The 24,880-nt window shown below is 63.0% G+C and carries 22 protein-coding genes; 11 read left to right on the top strand and 11 right to left on the bottom strand.

From position 1 onward, the window contains the following. Positions 1-263 precede the first annotated feature (263 nt). The 3 genes from DVU_RS03210 to DVU_RS03200 form a co-directional block, all read right to left on the bottom strand. Positions 264-1,151, bottom strand: coding sequence for an amino acid ABC transporter permease (locus tag DVU_RS03210; RefSeq protein WP_010937979.1), 888 nt, complete (start codon positions 1,149-1,151; stop codon positions 264-266). A gap of 71 nt (positions 1,152-1,222) precedes the next feature. Beyond that, positions 1,223-2,008, bottom strand: coding sequence for a transporter substrate-binding domain-containing protein (locus DVU_RS03205; protein ID WP_190275552.1), 786 nt, complete (start codon positions 2,006-2,008; stop codon positions 1,223-1,225). Positions 2,009-2,073: 65 nt separating this feature from the next. Beyond that, entirely contained in the window at positions 2,074-2,910 is an 837-nt protein-coding gene (locus DVU_RS03200; RefSeq protein ID WP_014524266.1) for an amino acid ABC transporter permease, read from the bottom strand. Positions 2,911-3,765: 855 nt separating this feature from the next. On the opposite strand from DVU_RS03200, the gene DVU_RS03195 reads away from it, so the two are divergent. Continuing rightward, positions 3,766-5,403: a glutamate synthase-related protein gene (locus DVU_RS03195; RefSeq protein WP_010937974.1), complete on the top strand. Its 1,638-nt coding sequence runs from the start codon at positions 3,766-3,768 to the stop codon at positions 5,401-5,403. A gap of 159 nt (positions 5,404-5,562) precedes the next feature. On the opposite strand, the gene DVU_RS03190 is transcribed toward DVU_RS03195, so the two are convergent. The 3 genes from DVU_RS03190 to DVU_RS03180 all read right to left on the bottom strand — a co-directional run bounded on the left by DVU_RS03190 (position 5,563) and on the right by DVU_RS03180 (position 9,377). Further along, positions 5,563-6,774, bottom strand: coding sequence for an O-antigen ligase family protein (locus tag DVU_RS03190; RefSeq protein WP_014524264.1), 1,212 nt, complete (start codon positions 6,772-6,774; stop codon positions 5,563-5,565). A gap of 80 nt (positions 6,775-6,854) precedes the next feature. After that, the gene (locus DVU_RS03185; protein ID WP_223294602.1) at positions 6,855-7,490 is read right to left on the bottom strand and encodes a putative nucleotide-diphospho-sugar transferase; all 636 of its coding nucleotides are present in this window, start codon (positions 7,488-7,490) and stop codon (positions 6,855-6,857) included. A 300-nt stretch (positions 7,491-7,790) separates the two neighbouring features. After that, positions 7,791-9,377: a methyl-accepting chemotaxis protein gene (locus tag DVU_RS03180; RefSeq protein WP_010937971.1), complete on the bottom strand. Its 1,587-nt coding sequence runs from the start codon at positions 9,375-9,377 to the stop codon at positions 7,791-7,793. 247 nt (positions 9,378-9,624) lie between these two features. Between DVU_RS03180 and DVU_RS03175 the strand changes: the two genes are divergently transcribed. The 6 genes from DVU_RS03175 (at position 9,625) to epsC (ending at position 15,964) form a co-directional block, all read left to right on the top strand. Continuing rightward, the gene (locus DVU_RS03175) at positions 9,625-10,536 is read left to right on the top strand and encodes an HD-GYP domain-containing protein (RefSeq protein ID WP_223294603.1); all 912 of its coding nucleotides are present in this window, start codon (positions 9,625-9,627) and stop codon (positions 10,534-10,536) included. Between the two features lie 125 nt (positions 10,537-10,661). After that, positions 10,662-11,648: an HD-GYP domain-containing protein gene (locus DVU_RS03170; RefSeq protein WP_011792769.1), complete on the top strand. Its 987-nt coding sequence runs from the start codon at positions 10,662-10,664 to the stop codon at positions 11,646-11,648. A gap of 96 nt (positions 11,649-11,744) precedes the next feature. Further along, complete coding sequence (nifU, locus tag DVU_RS03165; protein ID WP_010937968.1) at positions 11,745-12,590, top strand: Fe-S cluster assembly protein NifU; 846 nt, start codon at positions 11,745-11,747, stop codon at positions 12,588-12,590. After that, a complete protein-coding gene (gene nifS, locus DVU_RS03160; RefSeq protein WP_010937967.1) occupies positions 12,587-13,771 on the top strand; it encodes a cysteine desulfurase NifS in 1,185 nt (394 codons plus the stop codon). Before nifU ends, nifS begins: the two co-directional genes overlap by 4 nt. Positions 13,772-13,898: 127 nt before the next feature. Then, positions 13,899-14,825, top strand: a complete 927-nt coding sequence (gene cysK / locus DVU_RS03155; protein ID WP_010937966.1) for a cysteine synthase A — start codon at positions 13,899-13,901, stop codon at positions 14,823-14,825. Positions 14,826-14,992: 167 nt separating this feature from the next. Continuing rightward, positions 14,993-15,964 carry a serine O-acetyltransferase EpsC gene (gene epsC, locus DVU_RS03150; protein ID WP_010937965.1) on the top strand — a complete coding sequence of 324 codons (972 nt, stop codon included), beginning with the start codon at positions 14,993-14,995 and terminating at the stop codon, positions 15,962-15,964. 185 nt (positions 15,965-16,149) lie between these two features. Here the strand turns inward: epsC and DVU_RS03145 are convergent, their stop codons facing one another. Both DVU_RS03145 and yfcE read right to left on the bottom strand, forming a co-directional pair. Beyond that, positions 16,150-17,148 carry a tRNA dihydrouridine synthase gene (locus DVU_RS03145; protein WP_010937964.1) on the bottom strand — a complete coding sequence of 333 codons (999 nt, stop codon included), beginning with the start codon at positions 17,146-17,148 and terminating at the stop codon, positions 16,150-16,152. Positions 17,149-17,365: 217 nt separating this feature from the next. Beyond that, the gene (yfcE, locus tag DVU_RS03140; protein ID WP_010937963.1) at positions 17,366-17,932 is read right to left on the bottom strand and encodes a phosphodiesterase; all 567 of its coding nucleotides are present in this window, start codon (positions 17,930-17,932) and stop codon (positions 17,366-17,368) included. Positions 17,933-18,142: 210 nt separating this feature from the next. On the opposite strand from yfcE, the gene DVU_RS03135 reads away from it, so the two are divergent. Continuing rightward, on the top strand, positions 18,143-18,913 hold the full coding sequence (locus tag DVU_RS03135; protein ID WP_010937962.1) for a DUF4851 domain-containing protein: 771 nt from the start codon (positions 18,143-18,145) through the stop codon (positions 18,911-18,913). Between the two features lie 258 nt (positions 18,914-19,171). Here DVU_RS03135 and DVU_RS03130 read toward each other — a convergent pair whose 3' ends face one another. From DVU_RS03130 to DVU_RS03120, 3 genes are all read right to left on the bottom strand, one after another. Continuing rightward, positions 19,172-19,633 carry an Hsp20/alpha crystallin family protein gene (locus DVU_RS03130; RefSeq protein ID WP_010937961.1) on the bottom strand — a complete coding sequence of 154 codons (462 nt, stop codon included), beginning with the start codon at positions 19,631-19,633 and terminating at the stop codon, positions 19,172-19,174. A 10-nt stretch (positions 19,634-19,643) separates the two neighbouring features. After that, positions 19,644-20,057: an Hsp20/alpha crystallin family protein gene (locus DVU_RS03125; RefSeq protein WP_010937960.1), complete on the bottom strand. Its 414-nt coding sequence runs from the start codon at positions 20,055-20,057 to the stop codon at positions 19,644-19,646. Positions 20,058-20,123: 66 nt separating this feature from the next. Further along, on the bottom strand, positions 20,124-20,333 hold the full coding sequence (locus tag DVU_RS03120; protein ID WP_010937959.1) for a Trm112 family protein: 210 nt from the start codon (positions 20,331-20,333) through the stop codon (positions 20,124-20,126). A gap of 138 nt (positions 20,334-20,471) precedes the next feature. Between DVU_RS03120 and DVU_RS03115 the strand changes: the two genes are divergently transcribed. From DVU_RS03115 to DVU_RS03105, 3 genes are read left to right on the top strand one after another with little or no spacing between them, the layout of a single operon-like run. Further along, positions 20,472-21,338, top strand: a complete 867-nt coding sequence (locus DVU_RS03115) for a PHP domain-containing protein (protein ID WP_010937958.1) — start codon at positions 20,472-20,474, stop codon at positions 21,336-21,338. Positions 21,339-21,377: 39 nt separating this feature from the next. Then, positions 21,378-22,604, top strand: coding sequence for a peptidase U32 family protein (locus tag DVU_RS03110; RefSeq protein ID WP_010937957.1), 1,227 nt, complete (start codon positions 21,378-21,380; stop codon positions 22,602-22,604). Positions 22,605-22,624: 20 nt separating this feature from the next. After that, positions 22,625-24,310 (top strand): sigma-54-dependent transcriptional regulator, encoded by a 1,686-nt coding sequence (locus DVU_RS03105; protein WP_010937956.1) that lies wholly within the window; start codon positions 22,625-22,627, stop codon positions 24,308-24,310. The last annotated feature ends 570 nt before the right edge of the window (positions 24,311-24,880 follow it).

Below are 24,880 nucleotides of genomic sequence, written 5' to 3'. Positions count from 1 at the left end.
CGAAACGACGACGCCCTCAGCAGGCCTGGCCTGCCTCATCCCTGCACAGCACAAGCGCCCACGACGACCTTCAGGTCATCGTGGGCGTTCATTTCGAGCGACAGTCCCCCGCACGAATGGAGTATATTCTGGCAGACGACAGTACGCGCAGCTTCCGGGAGGCATCACAGCGCAAGGCCAGCCGACTCGAAGGGGTACCTTCACGCAGGAAGACGCCCCTCCGTGAAGCCAGCCCGAAAGCCCTCACTCGCGGCACGTATCTTCTACAGACCCCACCTGAAGCGCCTTTCAAGCCTTTCCGCCACGAGAGAACAGCCCAGAGTGAGAACGAGGTACAACAGGGCGATGGTCGTCCATATCTCGAAGGTCTGATAGGTGGCGGCCATGAGTTCCATACCCTGGAAGGTCAATTCCGGAACGGAGATGACCGACACGATGGCAGAGTCCTTGATGATGGAGATGAACTGCCCCGCAAGGGGAGGAACGGCATGGCGCAGGGCCTGCGGCAGAATCACGTGGCGCATCTGTTGCACAGGTCCGAGACCGAACGATGAGGAGGCGTCCCACTGTCCTCGCGGCACACTCTCGATGCCAGCCCTGACGATTTCCGAGATGTAGGCCCCTTCGTAGATGGCAAGCGTCACCACCGCAGACAGGAAGGCCGAGAGTTGCTCCACGGGGGCGAACAGCCAGCCGACGACCGCACGCCCCCCAGGAGGAAGTCCCCGGACGGATTCCTCGAGCCCCAGTGCTGGCAGCACCAGCGAACTGATGAAGAAGTACATCACGAAAATCAGCACCAGCGCCGGAAGATTGCGGACGCTGTCCACGTAGGTTCCAGCAAGAAGGCGGGCCAGCAAACGCCTCCGGGTACGCAGAAGACCTGCCACCGTGCCAAGCAGCAACGCCGCAAGCATGGCCCACAGGCTGAGGCGCACCGTGCCTGCCAGCCCTCTTGCCAGCGGCCCGGCATGCCATTCTCCCTGCGGAGTGACATACACCAGCCCTTCGAGAACCCGCCCCCAATGCCAGCGGTAATGGATCACATCGTCCATGCGCCACACGAACCATGCGGCCCCGCCCACGAGCACAAGAAGAAAGGCCACATCCAGCATGAGGGCGGCGCGCGATACTCCACAACGCCTAGGCATGCGACAAGCCCCGCCATGCACCGCAGACGGTTTCCGGGGTACGGCAAGCCCTATCATGCCGGGTAGTCTCTTCAGCGAACAAGCGGTTCCCAGTCACGTGTCTCGAACCAGTAGTGCTTGCGTTCCTTGAGCCAGCCTTCCATCTCCACCATCCTGATCCAGTTATCGAGCACATTCAGCGTATCGGGGTCTGACTTGCGTACGGCGAAGGCTACAGGTTCGAGCGCGAGAGGCTTGCCTTCAGGCATGAACAACCGGTCCGGATTGGCCAGCACTTCGAAGCGGGGCAGCGGGTCGCTCGAGACAAGGGCATGGGCACGCCCGGACAGGACCTCCTGGATGGCTGGTCCCTCATCGTCGAAATAGCGGAGTCTGGCCTTGGGGAAACGCTTCTTGGCCGCCAAGGCGGCAGTGCTGCCCGTACGGGCGACGACGACGACTTCGGGATTGTCGAAATCATCCAGCGACTTGAGGCCAGCGGCCGCCGACTTGCTGGCCATGACGGATATGCTCGCGTAGTCGTAGGGAATGGTGAAGTTGACCTTGAGACTCCGCACGGGTTTCACGCTCATGCCACCGATGATGACATCGAACTTCCCGGTGAGCAGTGCGGGGATGATGCCCGACCACTTGGTCGGCACGAGTTCCAGATTGAGGCCGAGGTCTTGCGCAAGCCGTGTGGCCACGTCAACTTCGAAGCCGACGAATGCTCCACTCTTGTCCTGCATCGCCCACGGCACGAAGGTCGAGAACCCCACCCGCAACGTCCCGCGTTTGAGCGCCTGCTCGATCACGCTATCCTCCGCCAGCTGGTCACGCAACGGACGGTCGGCTGCAGAGGCTACGGAAATCGCCATGAGAACTCCCAACAGGGTCATTATGATACTGCGCACCCTTACCTCCTTTTCATTGCGGGGTTGTATCAGACATCGAAATGCATCCTGCGTTCGAGCAGGCGCGCCACAGCCGAGAGGCTCAGGGTCACGCACAGGTAGATGGCGGCGGTAAGCAGCCATACCTCGAACGTGAGGAACGTTTCGGCGATGATCGTCTGCGCCTGCATGGTCAGTTCATGGATGGCGATGGCGCTTGCCAGCGAGGAATCCTTCACGAGGCTCACTGCCTGTCCGGTAAGCGGAGGCAAGGCGCGCCGCAACGCCTGCGGCAGGATGACCTGAACGTAGGTTCCGGGTTCGTCCATGCCAAGGCTTCGCGAGGCCTCCCACTGGCCCTGCGGCACGGCGGCGATGCCCGCCCGCAGAATCTCCGCCATGTAGGCGCCTTCGAACACACCGAGTGCCATGACGGCTGATGCCATCCTGCCGAGCCCGAAGACCGGGGCGATGGCGAAATAGGTCACGAACAGTTGCACCAGAAGCGGCGTGTTGCGTACCGATTCGACATACAGACGCGCCACGAGGCGCCCCGTACGAAGGCACGAAAGGCGTAAAGCCACGGCCACTGCGGCGAGCAGCAGTGCCAGCACAAGACTTCCCGCTGCGACCTGAAGAGTGACGCCAAGCCCCTGCAGAAGCAGACCGGCTGAAGCGCCGCCTTCGGCCCCGGCATCACCGGGCAACACGAAAAGAAAACGCCACGCCCGGTACCATTGCCACACGTACCCCGACTGCGACGCTCCGTGGACGACCACCGTGAGAAACCCGCCCATCAACGCGACATAGGCCAGCACATCCACAACGGCACGACCGTTGCGGAACTGCCCCGCAAAAGCGGACACCGCAGAATTCTTGCACAACATACCAGAGATATAGCCCGTCAGGATGCTTCATGCCAAGCGCAAACGACACATCAGGGCGTTTTCCGGCACCAGACCGGGCCATCCCATGTCCAGCCGTTGCGCGACCCTACGCCATTCGCGCACCTCACGCCTCCGGAAGCACAGCACGGGGGAGTGCCCAGTCAGCCCCCCGCATGCCCCCTGACCGGGTGCAGTCGCTAACGGCGCCATGAACAGCATTCGACCGGCAATGGGACGGACGGTGGCATGCGGGCCGCCTGACCGGTACGCCACCGGGCGCGGAAGTGTCTGGAGAAGGCTATCGCATTTCAGGCAGCGCACCCACCCATGGCACATGGCAGCAATCCAGCTGTACGCTTCTGTCAATATCCTGCTTGGGACATGGCGTGCACACGAGTTCATGCCCAATTTTGTTATTTTTTTCGATGTGCACAGATGAAAGAGATCTGCTCACAACAAAAAAGTGATTTTTGCGCTATTTTTTGTTTTTTTTAGATTATGTTACATTTTTGTAATTAACGATGCAATTTTTCACAGAATGATCATCAATGGATGATTATACGATTCAAAAATAATCTTATCACAAATAAACCGATTTGATTTTTTAAAAAAAGTTCTATTTTCATTTTATGACCCTGATTATTCACAATAGTTACTTCGCTGATAATCGAGGCATTACGCAAACTAAATACTATCAATAAATATTTACACCCATAGTTAACGAATCAATATCAATATCACGTCCTTTTCAATCAATTTTGCACAGATTTTTCATCCACCAATATTTTGCCATTTGCCGTAACCGGTATTAGTGGGCAGACACCGACTTCGTAATTCCCCCCCTCTGGAGGTCTCATGTCCCAGCTGCTGAAGAGCAATGACGTCCTTGGCACCACCAACCGTGGCAATATCGTTGAATCCGGCCTGTGCACACTGTGCCGTGCCGACTGTATGGGCAAGTGCGAAACGTGGCTTTCCTGCCTCAAGGGCCGCGAGACGCTCTACCCCCGCGATTTCGGCATCGTCACCGCTGGCAGCGGCAACACCACCCACGTTGGCGTGTCCTACAATTCTCTCCGCATTCAGGGGTACAACTACGGCGCCAATGGCGGTGATGCAGCCAAGGCCGCGCAGGGCGACGCCCTGTTCACCGACGTATCCCTCGAGACCACGTTCGGTGCCGAGCACAAGACCTCGTGCCGCTACCCGCTCATGACCGGCGCCCTCGGTTCCACCTTCGTGGCTGCCAAGTACTGGGATGCGTTCGCCACCGGCTGCGCCATCTGCGGCGTGCCCATCGTCATCGGCGAGAACGTGGTGGGCGTGGACCGTGCCGCCGAACTCAAGAACGGTCGCATCGTCAAGGCGCCCGAACTCGAACGCCGCATCGACGGCTATCTGCGCTACTACGACGGACACGGTGCCATCATCGTACAGCTCAACGTCGAAGACACCCGCAACGGTGTGGCCGAATACGTGGCGGAGAAGTACGGCGACAAGGTCATCATCGAACTGAAGTGGGGCCAGGGCGCGAAGGATATCGGCGGCGAAATCGAAGTGAAGAGCCTCGACTACGCCCTGTTCCTCAAGGAGCGCGGCTACCTCGTCGACCCCGACCCGAGCCGCCCCGAAGTACAGGCCGCCTTCAAGGCCGGAGCGGTCAAGGGTTTTGCCCGCCACAGCCGACTCGGCTACACCGACCTGTCCAGCTACGAACAGGTTCGTGAGAGCTTCGTCAACCAGGTCGCCTACCTGCGCAAACTCGGCTTCCAGCGCGTCTCGCTGAAGACCGGTTCCTACGGCATGGAAGCTCTGGCCATGGCCATCCGCTTCGCCACCGAATGCAAGCTCGACCTGCTCACCATCGACGGTTCCGGCGGCGGCACCGGCATGAGCCCGTGGGACATGATGGAAACATGGGGCGTGCCGTCCATCCTGCTGCACTCGAAGGCGCACGAATACGCCTCCATCCTTGCCGCACGCGGCGAGAAGGTGGTCGACCTCTCCTTTGCCGGCGGCTTTGCCAAGCCGAGCCAGATATTCAAGGCACTGGCCCTTGGCGCACCCTACACCAAGCTCATCTGCATGGGCCGCGCCATGATGATTCCGGGCTTCCTCGGCTCCAACATCGAAGGCGTCCTCAAGCCCGAGAACCGCGAAAAGGTCTGCGGCAACTGGGACAGCCTGCCCAAGACCGTGAGCGAACTCGGTTCCACCGCAGAGGAAATCTTCGCGGGGTACCACGACGTCCAGCAGAAGCTGGGTGCCGAAGCCATGAAGACCCTGCCCTATGGTGCCATCGCCATGTGGACCATGCTCGACAAGCTTGGCGCCGGTGTGCAGCAGCTCATGGCCGGGGCCCGCAAGTTCCGCCTCGACCAGATTGCCCGCGAGGACATCGCCTCCGGCAACCGCGAGACCGAGCGCGAGACCGGCATCCCCTTCATCACCGATGTGCAGGACGAGTTCGCCAAGGCGATTCTCCGCAGATAGGGCTTAACCAGACTATGACAATTGCAAGAGGGGGATGTCCCGACGGGACATCCCCCTCTTGCATGGTCAAACCATGGAAAGGCTCAACAGCAGAGCAGATTCTGAGACGACAGGCTGATATCTGCTCACGCCTGTGCATCCATACCAGAACAGTCACACTCAGGACGGCAGCGTTTGCGCCTTGGCGATGACGTCAGGCTCCCGTCTTTCACGGCTAACCAGCCGACCACAGGCCACACCGAGAGGGAAGAAGAGTTCCATAGCACCATCCTTGCGATGGAGCGATGCCTCCACCGTGCCGTATACAAGCATGAATACGACGACACACGGCAAGAACAGGTCGTTTGCCCTCAAAGAAAGGCACACTGCTGGCACGAAAGCCACCACAAGCAGTAGGGTGCCGAAAAGACCGAAGCCGAAGAGCACGGCCAGATAGGTACTATGCGGATACCGCAAGGACCTCTCGACGACCGGGTATTGGGCGTGCAGCCGCTCTTCATTCGTAGTGATATACTCCTCATAATGGGAATGAAACGCAGACAGTGTGTTGCCGAGCAAAGGAGACTCGACAAAACCGCTCCATGCGGCTTCCCATATGGGCTTTCGCGAAATCAGGCTTGGCTGTTCCAACGGGGCTGCGATACTGGCCACAAGACGCCCCCGTTCACCTGCAGACAACAGCACGACCCCAATCCCAACCAACACCATGCATGCCACAAGGAAACGCAGCCCCACCCGTTTCCAACGAAGGACAAACAGCACTGTTACCGCGGCCATGAACCCGAACAGCGGCGCTCGTGCCATGGACAATACGGCGAACACCACGCAAGCCCCGGCGGCACAACTCCACACCCAACGCCATTGCCCCGGGATATCGCGCCACGATGTGACCAGATACAGGGCACACCACAGAGCCAATGTGGCAAGCACCGCAGGATGATGAAAGAAAAGCTTAAGACGACCATGAAAAAAAAGAGTTTCTCGCCCCACGACCAGCCATCCGACAGGCAGAGACAAGACTATGACAAGAGCGAGGCCCAGCAATGGAATCCACATGGCGCGAGGACGGACAAAACCGAGGCTCAAGCCGGTGAGATACGCACATAGATACATCCCCCCAAGGGGGAAATCCGCACCGAAGTCGGATGGTGACAACATGACGTAGCCGATAAAGACAAAAGGCAACAAGGCCACCTGGGCGAAGCATGCCATCTCGGACCTTCGGCAGACACGGTAAAGCAGGAACAGGGCCGTGATGCCTGCCCCCCACATGAAGGGATAGACCCCCCTGTTCAGCCCGAGCATCACAAAAAGCCCTGTCAGCATTCCAAGGAATAGGCCTTCCATAGTGAATCGACTAGAAAAATGCATGCGACCAATCCTGACCGACGTCTCTTGATACGACGATAATTTCAGGGCCACTGACCGCAAGGCAAACTGGCGAACGACCATCAACCCCTTTGACGATAGACAATCCAGCGATAGCGCCTGTTGAGACCTATAACATACGATGCGAAACGCGGCATATACTTCAACCACAAAAGAAGCAGCCTGTAGGCGACATATTTCCGGGCAAGCCTTCCTACGCTCTTGCAATGGAAGATGATTCCCGTCCGGCACGTCGTATCGTTATAGACTTCGGGGTCGAGCAACCTCACAGTCATCCCCCGGCACGATTGATCCCCAAGGCGAGAGAAGTCGATGCCCCCTTCCAGCAAGTCACTGAGCGCCTTCTGGTCTGAAACGGCCGAAGCCATACAGGCCTCATGCCATTCAGCCACGAAACTTCGTACCCGCTCGTTATTCGCGAAGAACACAACCCCTGAGTTGAGAAGCCCGTTCCGCAGGTGGTGCGCCTTGCTCTCTCGCACGCCACGCGGAGTGATGCAGAGGTCAGCCCCTTCGAATACGGCGAGGTCGATGCGCCCTGTCAGAAGACAGTCCGCATCGATACAAAGACATGGAGCACCTGTCCGGTCAAGGAAGTCAAGAATACACGACGGCTTATGGTTAGCGATGATATTGTTATGACAGTCCAGGCTCTTGTAGGTCGGTGAAACTCGAGCCTTGTACTGGGCAGAAGCCATCTTCTCCGGAGTTCGAGTATCTATATCGTAGATAACCAAGTCGACGTTGTCATACGATGCTACGGTTGTGCGCAAGCCACAGGCGAACTCTTCGAAATCCTGGTCTATGCATGTCAGCAGCTGTAATGTCCGCATACCATCTGTCACTTTTTCCCAGACCTCACGTAGTCTTTACCCTCTCCACCGGCCTGCCATCGTAGCCCGTCCTCGCCTTGGACCACTTCTGGGACACGACTGGACAACATGACTTGTATACCAAGGACATCGTCCCGGCTACTGCTCGCATGAGACAAGTTACAACTAGACCGCCATCCCGTGCACAAGGTCGTGCAGTCTTCCGGTCATCTCGGCAAGGGAGCGCACAGCCCTGCCAGCCGCTTCCATCTCGCCAGTAAGACCATCTGCACTCTCGCGCACGGCTTCGACCGACCTGTTGATGCTCTCGCTGGTGGAGGACTGCTGCTCCGCTGCCGCGGCGATGGACTGTACCTGATCGCTGCTCTGCACGACCAGTTCGACGATGCCTGACAAGGCCTCGCCCGACTGTGCCGAGAGTTCGCGCGACCGTTCCACAGCCCCCACGGCGGTCTCCATGCCCTGTACGGCGGAACGGGTCCCTTCCTGAATGGCACGGATGGCGTTGCCCACTTCCTGCGTGGCCTGCATCGTCTTTTCGGCCAGTTTGCGTACCTCGTCCGCAACGACGGCGAAGCCGCGCCCCGCATCCCCTGCACGGGCCGCTTCGATGGCGGCGTTGAGGGCAAGCAGGTTGGTCTGGTCGGCGATGTCGGAGATGACGTCGATGACGCGCCCGATACCATCGGCCCTTCCACCAAGGTCACCGAGTTGCTGCTTGAGTCCGGCGGCGAGACGGTCGACCTCGTCGATGGCGGCCATGGCGTTGCGTACGACATCTGCGCCGCCCTCGGCACGTCTGCGCGCCGCCTCGGCCTCTGAAGCGGCCTCGGAAGCGCTTCGCGCCACGGAAAGCACAGCATCGTTCATCTGTTCCATGGCGATGGTGGCCTCACGTGCACGCTGCGACTGCTGCACGGCAACCCCGCTGGCACCCCGCACCTGTTCAGCGAGTGCGGCGGCAGTGCGGGCGACCTCGTCGGAAATGGCTTCCGACGTGGCGGCAGCTTCGGCGATACGCGCATTCTGGGCACTCAACTCGGCCTCGCGTGCGCGCAACTCCGTAAGATCCTGATAGATACACAGCGCGCCCATGAGTGTGCCGTCAAGGTCGTAGAGCGGCGATGCGTTGATATGCAGCCTGCGCTTGCCCCCCTTGCGCCCCACGAGGTCGACCTCACGGCGGGCGATGGTGCCCTGCTCGATGCTGTCGCGCAGAACGGTGCGCCTGCTTGCATCACCGTAGAAGAAATGGGCCACGTTCTGGCCGTAGTAGTCTTCCGGCCGACCGTCATGTTGCAGGATGTCCAGCAGGTTGCTGTTGGTGTAGGAGAGTTTCTCATGCGCGTCGACCACGACAAAGGGCGTATCGATTCCCTTGAGCACCCCCTGTGCGAACCCGAGATTCTGCCGCAACCTGCCCACGAGCGTATCGAGCGCAAGCCGCATCTCCCCGAAGGCGTCGACCTTGTCGCAAGCGAAGCAGAGCTTCGTATCACCGTCGAGCATGCGGTCGAGTCGCGTCATGACATCATCGATGGGCCTGCGGATGGCTACGCCGAACCATATGCACAGAGCGGCCACGCAAGCGACGACCAGGGCGAGCGTCGCAGCGGCGACTCGCCACACCGCGCCTGCCTCAAGGGGACCGGTCCCTGCCTTGGCGGCGATGCACCAGAAGCCCCCGATAGCGACCAGAACCAGCACCGTAAGGATGCTGGCGGGAATATACAGCGCACGAAAACCTTGCATTTCGACCTCCTTGCGGCGTATTGTCCGCCGCTACGGCATCTCCCCCACGGCGTCTACGGGCATCCTACCGGACCATAGCACCGCTGGAGGGCTTTTCCTCTTACCGGGTCGACCTCCGCAACGCAACACATCCGCCGCACAGCTGCAACGCCACGGTCACAATCAAGCCATGCCCCGCCACGACGATCCGCGCTACTTCCCCATCTCTCCCCTACTGATCGTACCGCAGGCACTAGGGTCTTTCAGCGTGTTCATTCGCAAGGATGAACGTCTCATCCTCTATGCAAAGGCAGGAGAGACCTTCACGGAACGACACAGCCGCAGATTGCACGAGAATGGCACTTCAGAAGTCTATGTCCGTGTCGACCAGAGACAGAATTTCGGCCTGTACCTCGAACGTCACCTTGCCCATATTCTCGAAGACGACAGGCTGCCGGTCGAACACAGGGCCAGCGCCTTCCACTGTGCCACGACCGAACTCCTGCGCGACACGTTCGGCACACGTTTGCCAGCCCCGGTCGACGGCATTCTCTTTGAACGATTGCAAAGTCTTGTGACCATGTCGTTGCGCTTCCTGTGCGAACAGGGCACCCTCAAGGCATTGGGACAGCTTCTCGACTGCGACTTCAGTGCCTATTCGCACAGCGTCAACGTCTATGCACTCACGGTGCCACTGCTTGCCCGTCTTGGCTATGCGCAAACCGACCTCGTACGGACCGGGTTGGGTGTGCTGCTGCATGATATCGGCCTCGCCCGGCTGCCCCGCGCCATAACGCGCCACAGGCATTCTCTCACGAAACATGAAGAGCACATCTATCGCACGCACCCCACCCTCGGAGTCGGTCTGGTGGCACAGGTGCCTTTGTCACAAGAGGCACTGCACTGCATCATGCTGCACCACGAAAGGCTCGACGGCAGCGGTTTTCCTGCGGGCGTCAAGGACGAGAACATCCCCACAGCCGTGCGTGCACTTGCCATCGCCGACACCTACGACCTTCTGACGACCGCCCCCGGCGAAGCGCGCCTCACCCCCTTCATGGCGCTTCAACTGATGCGTAGCGAACACCATTCAACGCTTGACCTCTACTTGCTACGCGAATTCATAACCATGCTCTCCGATGCGGAGATGGCCGGGGTATGGCCGGATACACTGCGTTGACGCTGCGATTGCGACAATACAGCACACACCATTGACAACCTTGTGCATTTACGTCATGCCTCATGCGGGGGGTCATTTGCGGCTGCTTCGCCGCCGTATAGGCCATACACAGGATGCTCACTCGCATGATGCAGGCTACGGCAGCAATCCAACAGTCCGTCGATGGCTACTTCGCCGTACCGACCTCACTCCTCGTCCCCGATGCGCGGGGCGGGTTCAGCATCTATCTCAAACAGGAACGCGGCTTCGTACTCTACGCCAAGGAAGATGAAGCCTTCACCATGCGCCACAGGATGCAACTGCGGGCGCATGGAGTCACGCAGGTCTTTGTCCCTGCGCCTCAGCACCCCTCGTTCATCTCGCACCGTGAGCGCCACTTCGGCAGGGTTCTGTCCGACGATTCGCTGCCTCTTCCCGAACGGGCACGCCTCTTCTACGAGACATCCACCGAAATCGTGAAAGAGGTCTTCGAGAAGAAACTTCCGCGCACCCTGAAGAGAGAGACGTTCGACCGCATCCTTGCCCTCGTCAGTGAGGGCATCAGTTTTCTCACGCTGGAGAACTCGCTGAAGACGGTCGCCTCTCTCGTCGCGCACGACTACCATACCTATTCACACTCGCTGCATGTCTTCGTGTATTCACAGGCGCTGCTGCAGAGCTACGGCTTCGACGAAGACAGCCTCGTGCAGTTCGGCCTCGGTGCCATGCTGCACGACATCGGCAAGACGTTCCTCGACGCCGCCATCCTCACCAAGCCCGCCGCCCTCACGCCGGACGAACGTGAAGAGGTGAACAGACACCCCGTCTTCGGCGTGGGAGCCTGCGCACGCATGCCCCTTTCGCAGGACGCCATCAACTGCATCCTGTTCCACCACGAGAAGCTCGACGGGTCGGGCTACCCCTGCGGACTTCGCGGCGACGAAATCCCCCTGCCCGTCCGTGCCATCACCATCGCCGACATCTACGACGCACTCACGTCGAACAGGGCTTACGCCCCCGCCCGCAACGCGTTCCAGGTGCTTCGCATCATGTCGAGCGAAATGCGCGACCAGCTCGACCTCGACATGTTCCGACGGTTCGTGCTGATGCTCTCAGGCGCCAACGTACTGTAGCTTTTTCTCCCTCGCCTCTTCCCCCTCCGTCATTGCGGTGTTATCTGCTCTGGTGCACCCTTGCCACGCAAGGAAGAACACGGAGGAAACAGCACTATGTGGGACTACACCGACAAGGTGCGCGAGCACTTTCTTAATCCCCGCAACGTCGGCTCCCTCGATGACGCCAACGCCATAGGAGAGGTCGGAAGCCTTGCCTGCGGCGACGCATTGAAGCTCTATCTGAAGATCGACGACGAAGGGCGCATACAGGACGCACGCTTCCAGACCTTCGGCTGCGCCAGTGCCATCGCCTCGAGTTCGGCACTGACCGAGCTCATCAAGGGCATGCTCGTCGAAGACGCCCTCAAGATCTCCAACAAGGACATCGCAGCCCACCTTGGCGGGCTGCCCAAGGAAAAGATGCACTGCTCCGTCATGGGGCAGGAGGCACTTGAAGCCGCCATACGCAACTGGCGCGGTGAACCTGCCGTAGAGCATGCGCATGAAGGCAAGCTCGTCTGCAAGTGCTTCGGCATCACCGACGAGCAGATCATCCGCGCCATTCGCGAGAACAATCTCAAAACGGTCGAGGACATCACCCACTTCACCAAGGCGGGTGGCGGCTGCGGCGACTGTCTCGAAGAGATACGCCACATCCTCGACGTGGAACTCGGCAAGGAACCGGAATGCCTCACCCCGCTGGAACCGCCCAAGAAGCTGACCAACGTGCAGCGGATGCAGCTTGTGATGAAGGTGCTCGACGGTGAGATCCGCCCGCGCCTGCAACAGGATGGCGGCGACATCGAACTGGTGGACATGAACGGAACCGAAGTCATGGTAGCCCTGCGCGGCATGTGCACCAGCTGCCCCTCGAGTCAGCTCACCCTCAAGGAGTTCGTCGAGCGCACCCTGCGCGACCACGTCGATCAGGAGATCGTGGTCAGGGAGGTTTCGGCATGAAGACCATCTACTTCGACAACAACGCCACCACGCAGGTCGACCCTGCCGTGCTTGAAGCCATGCTGCCGTTTCTCACGGAGATGTACGGCAACCCTTCGAGCATGCACACCTTCGGCGGCAAGGTCGGACGATATGTGACCGAAGCGAGGGCGCAGGTGGCTGCCGCCATCGGCGCCGCCCCCGAAGAGATCATCTTCACCTCGTGCGGGTCCGAGAGCGACAACACGGCCATCCGCTCGGCCCTGCAGGCACAGCCCGACAGGCGGCACATCATCACCACCCGGGTGGAACACCCGGCGGTGCTCAGCCTTGCCCAGCATCTCGAAAAGAACGGCGTCGAAGTGTCGTTGCTCGGCGTCGATGCCAAGGGCAGGATGGACCTTGACGAATTGCGTGCCGCCATCCGCAAGGACACGGCCATCATCTCCATCATGACCGCCAACAACGAGACGGGCACCATATTCCCCATCGCAGAAGCGGGAGCCATCGCCCACGAACACGGCGTGCCTTTCCACACCGACGCCGTACAGGCCGTGGGCAAGGTCGCGCTCGACATGAAGACCATGCCCGTCGACTACCTCGCGCTCTCGGGCCACAAGCTGCACGCCCCCAAGGGCGTGGGCGCGCTCTATGTGCGCCGCGGCACGGCCTACCGCCCGTTCCTGCGCGGCGGGCATCAGGAGCGCGGGCGGCGTGCGGGCACAGAGAACGTCGCCTCCATCGTGGCTCTGGGCAAGGCCTGCGAGCTCGCCACCGCCGCCATGCACGAGGAGAACACACAGGTACGCGCCCTGCGCGACCGCCTCGAATCGGGGCTGCTGGCCGCCATTCCGGATGCCGTCGTCAACGGCGACACGGCGAACAGGCTTCCCAACACCTCGAACATCGCCTTCAAGTACGTCGAGGGTGAAGCCATCCTGCTCATGCTCGACCAGCATGGCGTCTGTGCAAGTTCCGGGTCGGCCTGCACATCGGGCAGCCTCGAACCCTCGCACGTGCTGCGGGCCATGGGTGTGCCGTTCACCTTCGCCCACGGTTCCATCCGTTTCAGCCTCTCGCGGTTCAACACGATGGAAGACGTGGAATACGTGGTGCGTGAACTGCCGCCCATCATCCGGCGTCTACGTGAGATATCGCCGTTCCGGGGCGAAATGACCGGAAAACCGGCCTGCACCTGCTGATAGCCGGCAAGGGCGCACGGAGGCATGGTTGCCACGTGCGCCCTTGCATGTTCCGACGCCTACGACTGCGCCGCCGTCGATACCCGGCTGGCGGTGCTCATTGCCATGGACAGAACAAGGAGGGGGCATGGACATCGCATCAAGCATGACGGACCTCGTGGGCAAGACGCCCATGGTGCGCCTCAACAAGGTCACACTCGGCTGTGTCGCCGAGGTCGTCGCCAAACTCGAGAATTTCAACCCGTGCAGTTCCGTGAAGGACCGCATCGCCCTCAACATGGTGGAAGCCGCCATCGCACGGGGAGAGATTGCCCCGGGCGCGGTGCTTGTGGAACCCACCAGCGGCAACACCGGAGTGGGCCTTGCCTTCGTATGCGCCGTGCGCGGCCTCAAGCTGGTGCTGACCATGCCGGAGAGCATGAGCGCCGAACGCCGGGCACTGCTCAAGGCCTTCGGCACCACGCTGGTGCTCACGCCCGCAGCCAAGGGGATGCGTGGCGCGGTGGAAGAGGCCGAGCGCATCGTGGCCGACACCCCCGGTGCGGTGATGCTGCAACAGTTCGCCAACCCCGACAACCCCGCTGCCCATGAGGCCACCACCGGCCCGGAGATATGGGCCGACACCGACGGCATGATCGACTGCTTCGTGGCGGGGGTCGGCACGGGCGGCACCATCACCGGTACGGGACGCTACCTCAAGGGACGCAACCCCGACATCCGGGTCATCGCCGTCGAACCCGCAGAATCGGCCGTGCTTTCCGGCGGTGCCCCCGGCCCCCATGCCATTCAGGGCATCGGTGCGGGGTTCGTCCCGCCCGTGCTCGACACGTCGGTCTATGACGAGGTGATGCCCGTCCCCGGTGCCGACGCGCTGACCATGGCCCGGCGGCTGCTTCAGGAGGAGGGCATCCTGTGCGGCATCTCTTCGGGTGCCAACGTGCATGCCGCCATCGCCTACGCCAGACGCCCCGAGAATGCGGGCAAGCGCGTGGTGTGCATCATCTGCGACACGGGCGAACGCTACCTTTCGACACCGCTCTTCGCCCCCGAGTAGACCCTGCGGGGCCAGCACGTCCCCGGCCCGGAAGACGTCCCGGAGTCCTGCGCCTCCGCCACGGGAAAGGGAACGGGCTGCACCGGGGCGGAGGCGTCATTGACGTGTGCCCCGGCCGCGGCTACCGTGCCCCGCACCCACCAACCCGAAAACAGACCGGAAACGCCATGAAGAAGCTTGATGCCAGCACCGCCGTATCGCTCACCGGAATGCCCGAACTCGAACGCATCGTCGAGTCCCTGTGTACCCCCGAATCGTACGAGGCGGTCTACCATCAGTCACTGCACGGTTCGCCCATGCCTTCGCTGGAGGCGCTGACCGAACTTATGGCGCGTCTGCGTGCGGCACTCTTCCCCGGCTACTTTGGAGCGTCCAACATCGTTCTGGAGTCCATGCGCTACCACCTGGCAGCCAACCTCGACTCCATCTACCGCATCCTCGCCGAACAGGTTCGCCGCGGCGGGTGCTTCGCCTGCGCCGACTACGCCACGGACTGTCAGAACTGCGAAAGCCATTCGCAGGAGACCGCCATGGAGTTCATGCGGGCGCTGCCGCGCATACGGCAACTGCTCGCCACAGACGTGAAGGCCGCCTATGAGGGCGACCCTGCCGCCAAAAGCCCCGGCGAGACCATCTTCTGCTATCCCTCCATCTACGCCATGATCCATCACCGCATCGCCCATGAGCTGTACAGGCTCGACGTGCCGGTGATTCCGCGCATCATCAGCGAGATGGCGCACTCGCGCACGGGCATCGACATCCACCCCGGCGCGACAGTCGGCGAGGAGTTTTTCATCGACCACGGCACGGGCGTGGTCATCGGAGAGACCTGCATCATCGGCCGCGGCTGCCGCCTGTATCAGGGCGTCACCCTCGGGGCGCTCTCGTTCCCCAAGGACGGAGGCGGTGCGCTCATCAAGGGCATCCCGCGCCACCCCATCCTTCAGGACGGCGTGACTGTCTACGCGGGGGCGACCATCCTCGGGCGGGTCACCATCGGCGCAGGTGCCATCGTGGGTGGCAACGTGTGGGTGACCCACGATGTGGCCCCCGGTGCCAAGGTGGTGCAGCAGAAGTCCTCACCGCCTGCCGCCGAAGACAGGATGGTGGGAACGAAGAACGGCACCCCCAAGGCATGACGGAAACCATGAAGGCCGGACAGAAATGTCCGGCCTTTTCCATTGTCGACCATGTATACCCGCCACGGCGGTGCGGACAGGGCCTCCGCAAGGCCTGCCCACGGGAGTGCGGTGTCCGCTACGGGCGCGGCAGGACAGAGAGACAGAAGGTCGCCTGACGCAACGGGTCTCTCTCCCCGTAGCGGTCAGAACATCAGCGCACTGGGACGGCGGGTGATGGCAGGCAGTGTCGCCAGCGTATCCACGAGTGCGGTACGCAGGTCGGCGGGGTCGTCCCCTTTGAGCATGGGGCCGCGAAGGCTGTTGCCATAGGTGAAGTTGGCGATGAAGTAGAGAAGGAACTTCTTGAAGAGGCGCGCCGCATACTTGCGGTCGGCATGGCGGCGTTCCAGCGCGTCCAGCAGGGCCAGCGGAATGTCGCGCCACAGGTCGGGGTTGCTGGCGGGGTTGTCGTCCACAAGGCCCGTCCACGCCGCGAACACCCACGGCCGCCCCAGTGCGATGCGCCCCAGCGAGATGCCGTCGCACCCCGTGGTCTCGAGCATGGATGCGGCGTCCCCCGGCGTGAACACCTCGCCATTGCCGAGCACGGGGATGGCGACCGCCTCCTTGACGAGGCGGATGTGGTGGCGCAACGGCGGGCGGGTGCGCCTGTCGGGGGCCACGCGGGGATGGAAGACCAGCGCGTCGGCCCCTGCGTCCTCGAAACGGCGGGCAAGCGCCACCGCACCCTGCGGGTCGGGACTCCAGCCCGTGCGGAACTTGACCAGCACGGGGCAATCCACGGCCCGACGGACGGACTCGACCATGCGCACGGCACGTTCCTCGTCCCGCAGCAGGTCGGCACCGCAGCCGCGCCGCACGATGGCAGCCACGGAACACCCCATGTTGATGTCCACCCCGAAGAAGCCCTCGGCTTCGACCCGTCGGGCCGCCTCGGCCATCTCGGATGGGTCGGCACCGAACAACTGACAGACGCACCGCTCCAGTTCTTCCGCACGCCACGTGAAGGCATTGGAACGTGCCGGGTTCTCCGTGGGGACGGCCCGCGCGTTGCACATGCCGGTGAACAGCAGCCCGCAACCTCCGAGGTTGTCGATCACCTCACGAAAGGCCACATGGCCCACCCCCGCCAGCGGGGCAAGCCAGAGGCTGCCGGGGGCCGTGCGCGCGCCGACCTGCACCGGTCGGCGCAATCGTGCGACAAGTCCGGGAGTGAGGTCGGCGTTCCAGCCAGCCTGACCACCAGCGGGCCCAGCAGGCTGCCCACCGGGGGCTGCGGCTACGGGACGTACCGCCACAGAGGCGACGGTGGCAGTCGCTTCACCATCCGGGTCATGAAGCGCAGGGGAAACGTCCGGCATACCGTCCATCAAGACATCCGTCATGCACACTCCCGCATCACGCCATGCCGTCACGAAGCGGCCCATGGCGCAGCACTTCGGCACCGTCGAGGTCGAAGACCCTGAACACGCCGTCCTCGTACAGACCGTAGGCAGCCGGGTGTCCCTGCTTGGGCAGCGTCACCGAACCGGGATTCCACACATGCAGGCCCTCCACCGTCTCCGCACGGGGGATGTGGGTGTGCCCGCAGAGGAAGACGTCCCCCTCTGCAAGGTCGGGAAAGCGATCGGGCAACTGGTTGTGATGCCCGTGACTGGCGAAGATGCGCAGCCCGTCCACGAACAGCCACGCCGACTCCACGAGGGGGAAATGCAGCAGCATCTGGTCGACCTCTGCGTCGCAATTGCCGCGCAGGGCGATGATGCGGGCCTTCCAGTCGTTGAGGGTGTCCGCCACGTCACGCGGGGCGTACCCTTCGGGCAGGGGGTTGCGCGGCCCGTGGTACAGCAGGTCGCCCAGAAGGATGATGCTATCGGGCGCCGTGTCCCGCGCGAGGTCTGCCAGAAAGGTAGCCCGCGGCAGTGAACCGTGGATGTCGGATGCGATGAGAAGGCGTGTGGACATGGTCTTGCGTCCTGCATGGCGCCGTGCGCCGGTTGTGGTTCGCCCCGGTAGTGCCGGAGGGCGAGGGCACACGCCTCATACGACGCAGCCGAAACCCGCGCAAGCCCGCAGCGGTACACCTTCCGGCGGGGTGACAAGCACGGCGAGGATTGGCACAATGCGCTGTCGCCCGCCGGGGACGACCCGTTGCCACTTCAGCCCGGAGAGACCATGTCCAAGCTTCTGCCGTTTCTGATGTTCGCCCTCGCTGCGGCGATGGTGTTCCTTGTCATGACGCGCCGTCCCCTGCTACGGGGCTTCAGCGGCGAATCGTTCATATCCACAGGCAGACCGCCGCTGGTGGTCTCCCCTGCAAGCGGCCTTCATGCCGTGGGGGGTGGCGTCACCGACATCTCTCCGGCCACGGCTTCGGGCACGGCCTCGGCACGGGTCTGGTACGCCCTCTATGCCCCCTCCGGCAATGGACAGCCCACCACCGACGGGCGAAGGCTTTCGGTCATCCTTGCCGAGGCGGGCGACCAGTGGCAATGGCCCCATGATGTGTCTTCAGGGTTGCACGAAGTGCGTGTGGACACCATCGAATTGGGAGGGATGCCCGGCAAGGTGGCGACGTTCACCCTGCCCGCCGACCGCGACCCGTGGGCCAGCGTCTGGCACGAAGCCGCCCCCGTGCAAGGACAGGCGGGAGACACGCTGGTCTACCGCTTCACGTTCCTGCCCGACATGCGCCGTACCAAGCTGGTCATCGAATACCGCGAACCTGTGGACAGCATCCAGAAAGAACTACCCGTCATTGAAGACGTGCCCGCACTGGTGGCGTTCGCCCGTCGGGCTGCGGAGGCCTTTACGCTGGAACGCCCGCAACAGGGCAAGGGCCCCGACGTGCAGACGAAACTCTCCACCGCCCACGCATCTCTCGAACGCAGGCTTCTTGCAAAGTCACTGGGTGAACTCGAACGCCGTCACGGTGAACAGCGTTGACGTGAGGCGACGCCGCACTTCCCGACAACGGCCCCGGCAGGCCGCCCGGTAGCACGCCTGACTGGCCGCCCCGGCATTCCGCACTGCAGACCATTCACGTTGCCCCCCCGACAGGCCACACGCCTACGGTCACGCAGGGACGCGGGGAGACCTCCTGCGCATGGCCCCGGCTTGCGGGCTTTCGCCTTCGTGCGGCAGCACCAGCTTTCCGGTCGGCCCCGTGCGAAGACCCCGGCGAGGCTGGGCGAGACGGAGCGGCTAGCCCACTTCGACGCGGATACGACGCGGGCGCGCTGCTTCGCGGCGGGGCATCTCGACCACCAGCACGCCATTGGCAAGCTGCGCCGTGATGCGTTCGGCATCGACCATGTCCGAGAGGGCGAAGGCCGCATGGTATTCCACATCGCCGAATTCGAGCGCGTGCACCCGTTCGTTGGAACCGCTGCCGATGCGGGTCACCGCAGAGATGATCATCTCATCCCCCTCGATGTCGACGGCAAGGTCTTCTCGCGCCACACCCGGCATGTCGAGATAGAGAAAGAACCCCTCTTCGCGTTCGACGAGGTCGGCTGCGGGACGCACGCGGGGCCGCCCCGCCTGCCGTCCCGTAGCGGGCTGCGAGGCAGAGGGCTTGCAGGAACGCAACGGGCCTTCGGGCCTGCACGGATGGGCAGCATGGGCGGGCCCGGGTCGGTCGGGCGCATCTTGGTCGTGCGACATGTCCGGCCTCCTAGCGTGTGGTGATGTGGATGGTACGGAGACGTTCCTGTTGCGCCTTGGGCAGCACCACCTCGAGCACCCCGTCGCGCATGGCGGCATGCACCCTGTCGCGGTCTATGGGCACATTGAGCAGCACGACCCGCTGGAACGGCCCGGTACGCCTCTCCTGCCGGTAGTAGCGTCCGCGCACGGGCGGCAACTCGCCCCGCAGCACCAGTGTCTTGTCGGTGAGCGTCAGGTCGAGGGCAGAAAGGTCGCCGCCGGGAATGAGCGCCCGCACGTACACCGCGCTCTCGTCTTCGCCGATGTTGAGCGGCGGGAACACCGCCTGACCGCGAGAGGCGGCGAACGAAGACTCGCCCTCGGCCGCAAGACGGTCGATGAGGCGCGGCAGTTCGTAGAAGGCACTGAAGTCGATGACCATGTGGCCTCCATAGCGGCTTGCCGCCCGTTGCGCAGGCCTTGCGGCCCATGCGGCACGGTGCGGCGTTCAGCGTCTCTTGGCCGGGGTGCGTTCGCCGCGTTCCCAGTCCTCGGCCGGAACGGCCTCTTCCACCAGCATGACGGGTATCTCGTCACGCACGGGGTAGACGACGGCACAGGCGGGGCAGCGTAGCCCTTCCTCACCATCGAGAAGAGTGAGTTCGCCACGGCAGGCGGGGCAGGCCAGAATGTCGAGAAGTTCCTTGTTGAGGGGCACGTTCGTCTCCTGTGGTTTTTTGAGCTTCATACGCTGTCGGCCCGTCGACCTCAAGCCCGGACGCCCTTTGTTGACAACCTCTGCGCCCGGTCATAGCATCGCGCGAAACCCGGCTTCAGGCCGACACACGGGAGAGACATGACGCCCCGCTTCATCGACCTTCACACCCATACCACGGCATCCGACGGTAGCGACAGCCCGGCCGACCTCGTCCGCAAGGCCACAGAGGCGGGTCTTGCCGCCGTCGCCGTCACCGACCACGACACCGTGGCGGGTCTCGACGAGGCCGTAGCCATGGGCCACGAGACGGGCATCGAGGTCGTGCGAGGCTGCGAACTCGGCGTGCGCAGCGAATATGGCGAGATACACATCCTCGGCCTCTGGCTGCCCGAAAAACCCGAGACACTTCTCGACGCCATGAAGGAACTGCGCAGACACCGCAACGAACGCAACGAGCGTATCGTGGACAATCTGCGCACGCTCGGCATGGACATCACCTACGAAGAGGTGCGTGCCCTTTCCGGTGGCGTCTCGGTGGGGCGCCCGCACATCGCCCTCGCCCTGCTCAGGCATGGCTACATCCGCACTCCGCAAGAGGCCTTCGACCGCTTCATCGGCCCCGGTGCCCCGGCCTACGCGCCCAAGAAGGTCTTCTCACCAGCCGAAGGCGTGCGACTGCTCGCCTCATGCGGCGCAACGGTGGCCATCGCCCACCCCATGCTCTTGCGCTGCCCGGAAGAATGGCTCGACGACACCGTGGCCGACCTCAAGGTCGCGGGGCTTGACGCCATCGAAGCCTACCACAGCGAGCATTCCCACAAGGACGAGCGCCGTTGCGTGGACATCGCCGACCGGCACGGGCTGGTGCTCACCGGCGGTTCGGACTACCACGGCAAGGCCAAGCCCGCCATTTCGCTAGGCCGGGGACGCGGCGGACTGCGCGTGACCACCCATGTGCTCGACAACCTCAAGCGCCACCGGCGCGAACGCGGCCTGCCCGTCTGACCAGCCGGGCACCGCACAGCAACACCATACTACGAAACGATGCCCCACCTACCCGAATTGCTCGCCCCGGCAGGCGACCGTGAACAACTCGACGCCGCCCTCCGCTACGGGGCCGACGCCGTCTACCTTGGCGGCCCGGCCCTGAACCTGCGTGCCGGGACCCGAGGCTTCACCGGCGACGCCCTCATCAGTGCCGTGCGCGACGCTCACGCCCGCAATGCCGCCGTCTATTACTGCCTCAACGTCCTGCCGCGCGAGGAGCACCTCCCGGCCATCATCGACGAACTCGAACGCCTGCCCGATGCGGGCGTCGACGCCCTCATCGTCGCCGACCCCGGCGTCGTGCTGCTGGCCCGCCGCCACTGCCCGTCGCTGCCGCTTCATCTCTCGACGCAGGCCAACACCGCCAACAGCGCGGCGGTGGCCTTCTGGCGCGACATGGGCGTCACCCGCGTGAACCTCGCCCGCGAACTCGACATGCGCACCATGCGCCGTCTTGTGGAATCGTCGCCCGGCATGGAGTTCGAAGCCTTCGTCCATGGGGCGCAGTGCCTCGCCCTTTCGGGACGGTGCCTGCTCTCCGCATGGCTCAACAACCGTTCCGCCAACCTCGGGGCCTGCACCCACCCCTGCCGTTTCGAATACAAGGGCGTCGCCCTCGCCGTCGAAGAGAAGACACGCCCCGGCGAGGTGGCATGGGAAGTGGTCGAAGACGGGCCCTTCCACAGCAGCTTCTGGGCCCCGCAAGACCTCTGCCTCGTCCGCTATGCGCACTGGTTCGCACGCGTGGGCATGGCGGCGCTCAAGGTCGAAGGACGCATGAAGAGCGGCGGCTATGTGGCGCAGGTCGTGGACGTCTATCGCACGGCCATCGACGATGTGGCGCGGCGCACCTCGCGTGGCGACGACTACATCTTCGAATTGCTCAACTGCGCCTCGCGCCCGTTGACCACCGGGTTCTTCCTCGGTGGCGGGCGCCGTTGCCACCGAGGGTTGCCGCATGACGCCGTACGCCACCCCCTTGTGGCCCGGGTCGAAGCCCCCGCAGGTGACGGCGCGTGGCATGTCTCCGTGCGTTCACCGTGGAAGGCCACGTCCATCGCCGAAGTACTCCTGCCCGGTATGAGACGCCCCGAATTGCTGCCCGGCACCTACCGCCTCGAGAACCACAGAGGCGAGACGGTCGACCGTCTGCACCCCGGCATGGCTGGCGTGTTGCATTGTGCATCTGCCGACATCGGCCCCGGCATCTACATTCGCGCCTGACAAGGGACCACGGAGAACGCATGGCCCACGTGCTGGTCATAGACGGCGACCCGGCGTTCGCCCAACTGGTGGCCGACTTCGCCGCCGGACTCGGCCACACCTCGCGTCACGCACCCACGCTGGCGGAAGGACTTCTGGCAGCCACGGAGGCGGACGTCATCTACCTCGCCGCCAGCCTGCCCGACGGCTGCGGGCTTGAAGCCCTTGCGGGGCTTCGCGCCCTGCCCTCCGCCCCCGAGGTCATCGTGACAGGTGCGGCAGGCAACCCCGACACGGCCGAGAAGGCCATCCGGGGGGGTGCATGGGAATGGCTTTGCAAGCCCGCCCCCGTGGACAGGGTGGTGCTGCCGCTACTGCGCGCACTGGACTACCGGGACAGACCCCCCGACAGACGCGGGCCCTCCATCCTCAAGCACGCCATCGTGGGGTCCAGCCGCGGGCTGCGACGGTGCCTCGACGATGTGGCCGAAGCCGCGGCCAGTGACGCCGCGACCCTCATCGTGGGAGAGACCGGTGTGGGCAAAGAGCTTTTCGCCCGCGCCGTTCACGAGAACAGCCACCGTGCCGACTCGCCGTTCATCACCGTCGACTGCGCCTCGCTGCCACGGACACTGGCCGGGTCGATTCTCTTCGGGCATCGCAAGGGCGCCTTCACGGGGGCCGACGCCAACCGGGACGGACTCGTCCTTCAGGCGCACCGTGGCACGCTGTTTCTCGACGAAGTGGGTGAACTTCCGCTCGCGACCCAGAAGATGTTCTTGCGCGTCTTGCAGGAACAGCGGTTCAGGGCCGTAGGGGGACGCAGCGAGATCACGAGCGACTTCAGACTGATATGCGCCACGAATCGCAACCTTGAAGCCATGAGCGACAAGGGGCTGTTCCGCAGCGACCTGCTTTTCCGGATGCGGACCGTGGTCATCTCCATTCCTCCACTACGTGAACGCCCTGACGACATCCTCGCCCTCACCGGGCACTACCTCGCCCGCATCTGCAAGAAGTACGGGCTACCCGCAAAACAGGTATCGCCCGACCTGCACGAAGCGCTTCGCGCCTACCGCTGGCCCGGCAACGTGCGCGAACTCGTGCACACCCTCGAAAGGGCCGTGCTTGCGGCGCAGGACGCACCGAAACTCTTCGCCCGTCATTTGCCCGAACACGTCCGGGTGAGCATCGCACGAGGCATGTCGGGCCAGCGCCCCGCCCTCGTCAGTGGCACAGGCCCCGCCCAGAGACCGGCTGCACCGGGCGGTTTCGGTCAGGTAACCGAGACCTCCCGCGCCGTGACCGCGACTCATGACGCTCATGCACTGACGGCGATGACACCTCTTGCCCGAAGGCTGGACACCGCGCCCGCCGCGCCCGACAACAATCGGCAAAGCCCCCTGCAAGAGGCCACCCCGCCGGTCTCACCGGGGGGCACGACAGATGTCTCGCCGGACGGACATCCCCCTGTCCGCCTCCGGACAACCCCTCTCTCTGACGGCCCGACAGCCGGATTCGCTTCCGACGTGCCCTTGCCTCCATTCTTCGCCTTCCGTGACGCGCTGTGCGTGGACTACCTGAATGAGCTCATGCGGCGCTGCAACGGCGACACCGTCGAAGCCTGTACCCTGTCCGGCCTTTCGCGGTCACATCTGTATGAGATGTTAAGGCGTTATGGATTCGAGACCCCTCGCAGGAAGCGGACGCAACGGGCCAGAAGCTGAAGTGTCATCCCCTCTTTTTCTGTGATTACGGAATAGCGCACATCCATATCCGCAATCGCGGAATACTATTCCTCTATTGCGGATTAATCTCGCCACGCGTTGGCAGCACCACGGCAACACAACGACAACACTGCAAAACCAAACACTTTTTACACGAACCGGAGGCTTGGCACGCTTCTTGGTAAATAGATGCCAACATACTGGGCAGGTCGGTCGGAGCCCAGAACCCTGTCGCCGTGCACTCCGGACAAAGTAGACGGCGACAGGGTGCGGACATGACAAACATGTCCGTCGCTGCCAGAACGGCAGCAAACTGTGCCTAGGCGGCATGGAATGCGCGTCATCCGCAAGGATGGCGCGCATTTAACATTACAGAAGAGAGACAGGAATCCGGCAACGGGCATGGCGGCGGCATGCGTCCCCGCTACCGGGGTTCTGCGCAGCCCCACCCAAGGGACACGGCGGCGGACACGGCGCAACCCGCCAGAGGGAACGGGGTATGATGCGGGGCGTCATCCGGAGGGATGACTCAAAGGGATGATTCAGCCGATGGCAGCCCCCGAAAGGCAG

It is taken from the genome of Nitratidesulfovibrio vulgaris str. Hildenborough (assembly GCF_000195755.1).
GTDB classification, from domain to species: Bacteria; Desulfobacterota; Desulfovibrionia; order Desulfovibrionales; family Desulfovibrionaceae; genus Nitratidesulfovibrio; species Nitratidesulfovibrio vulgaris.
This window is presented reverse-complemented; position numbering and strand designations above follow the sequence as displayed.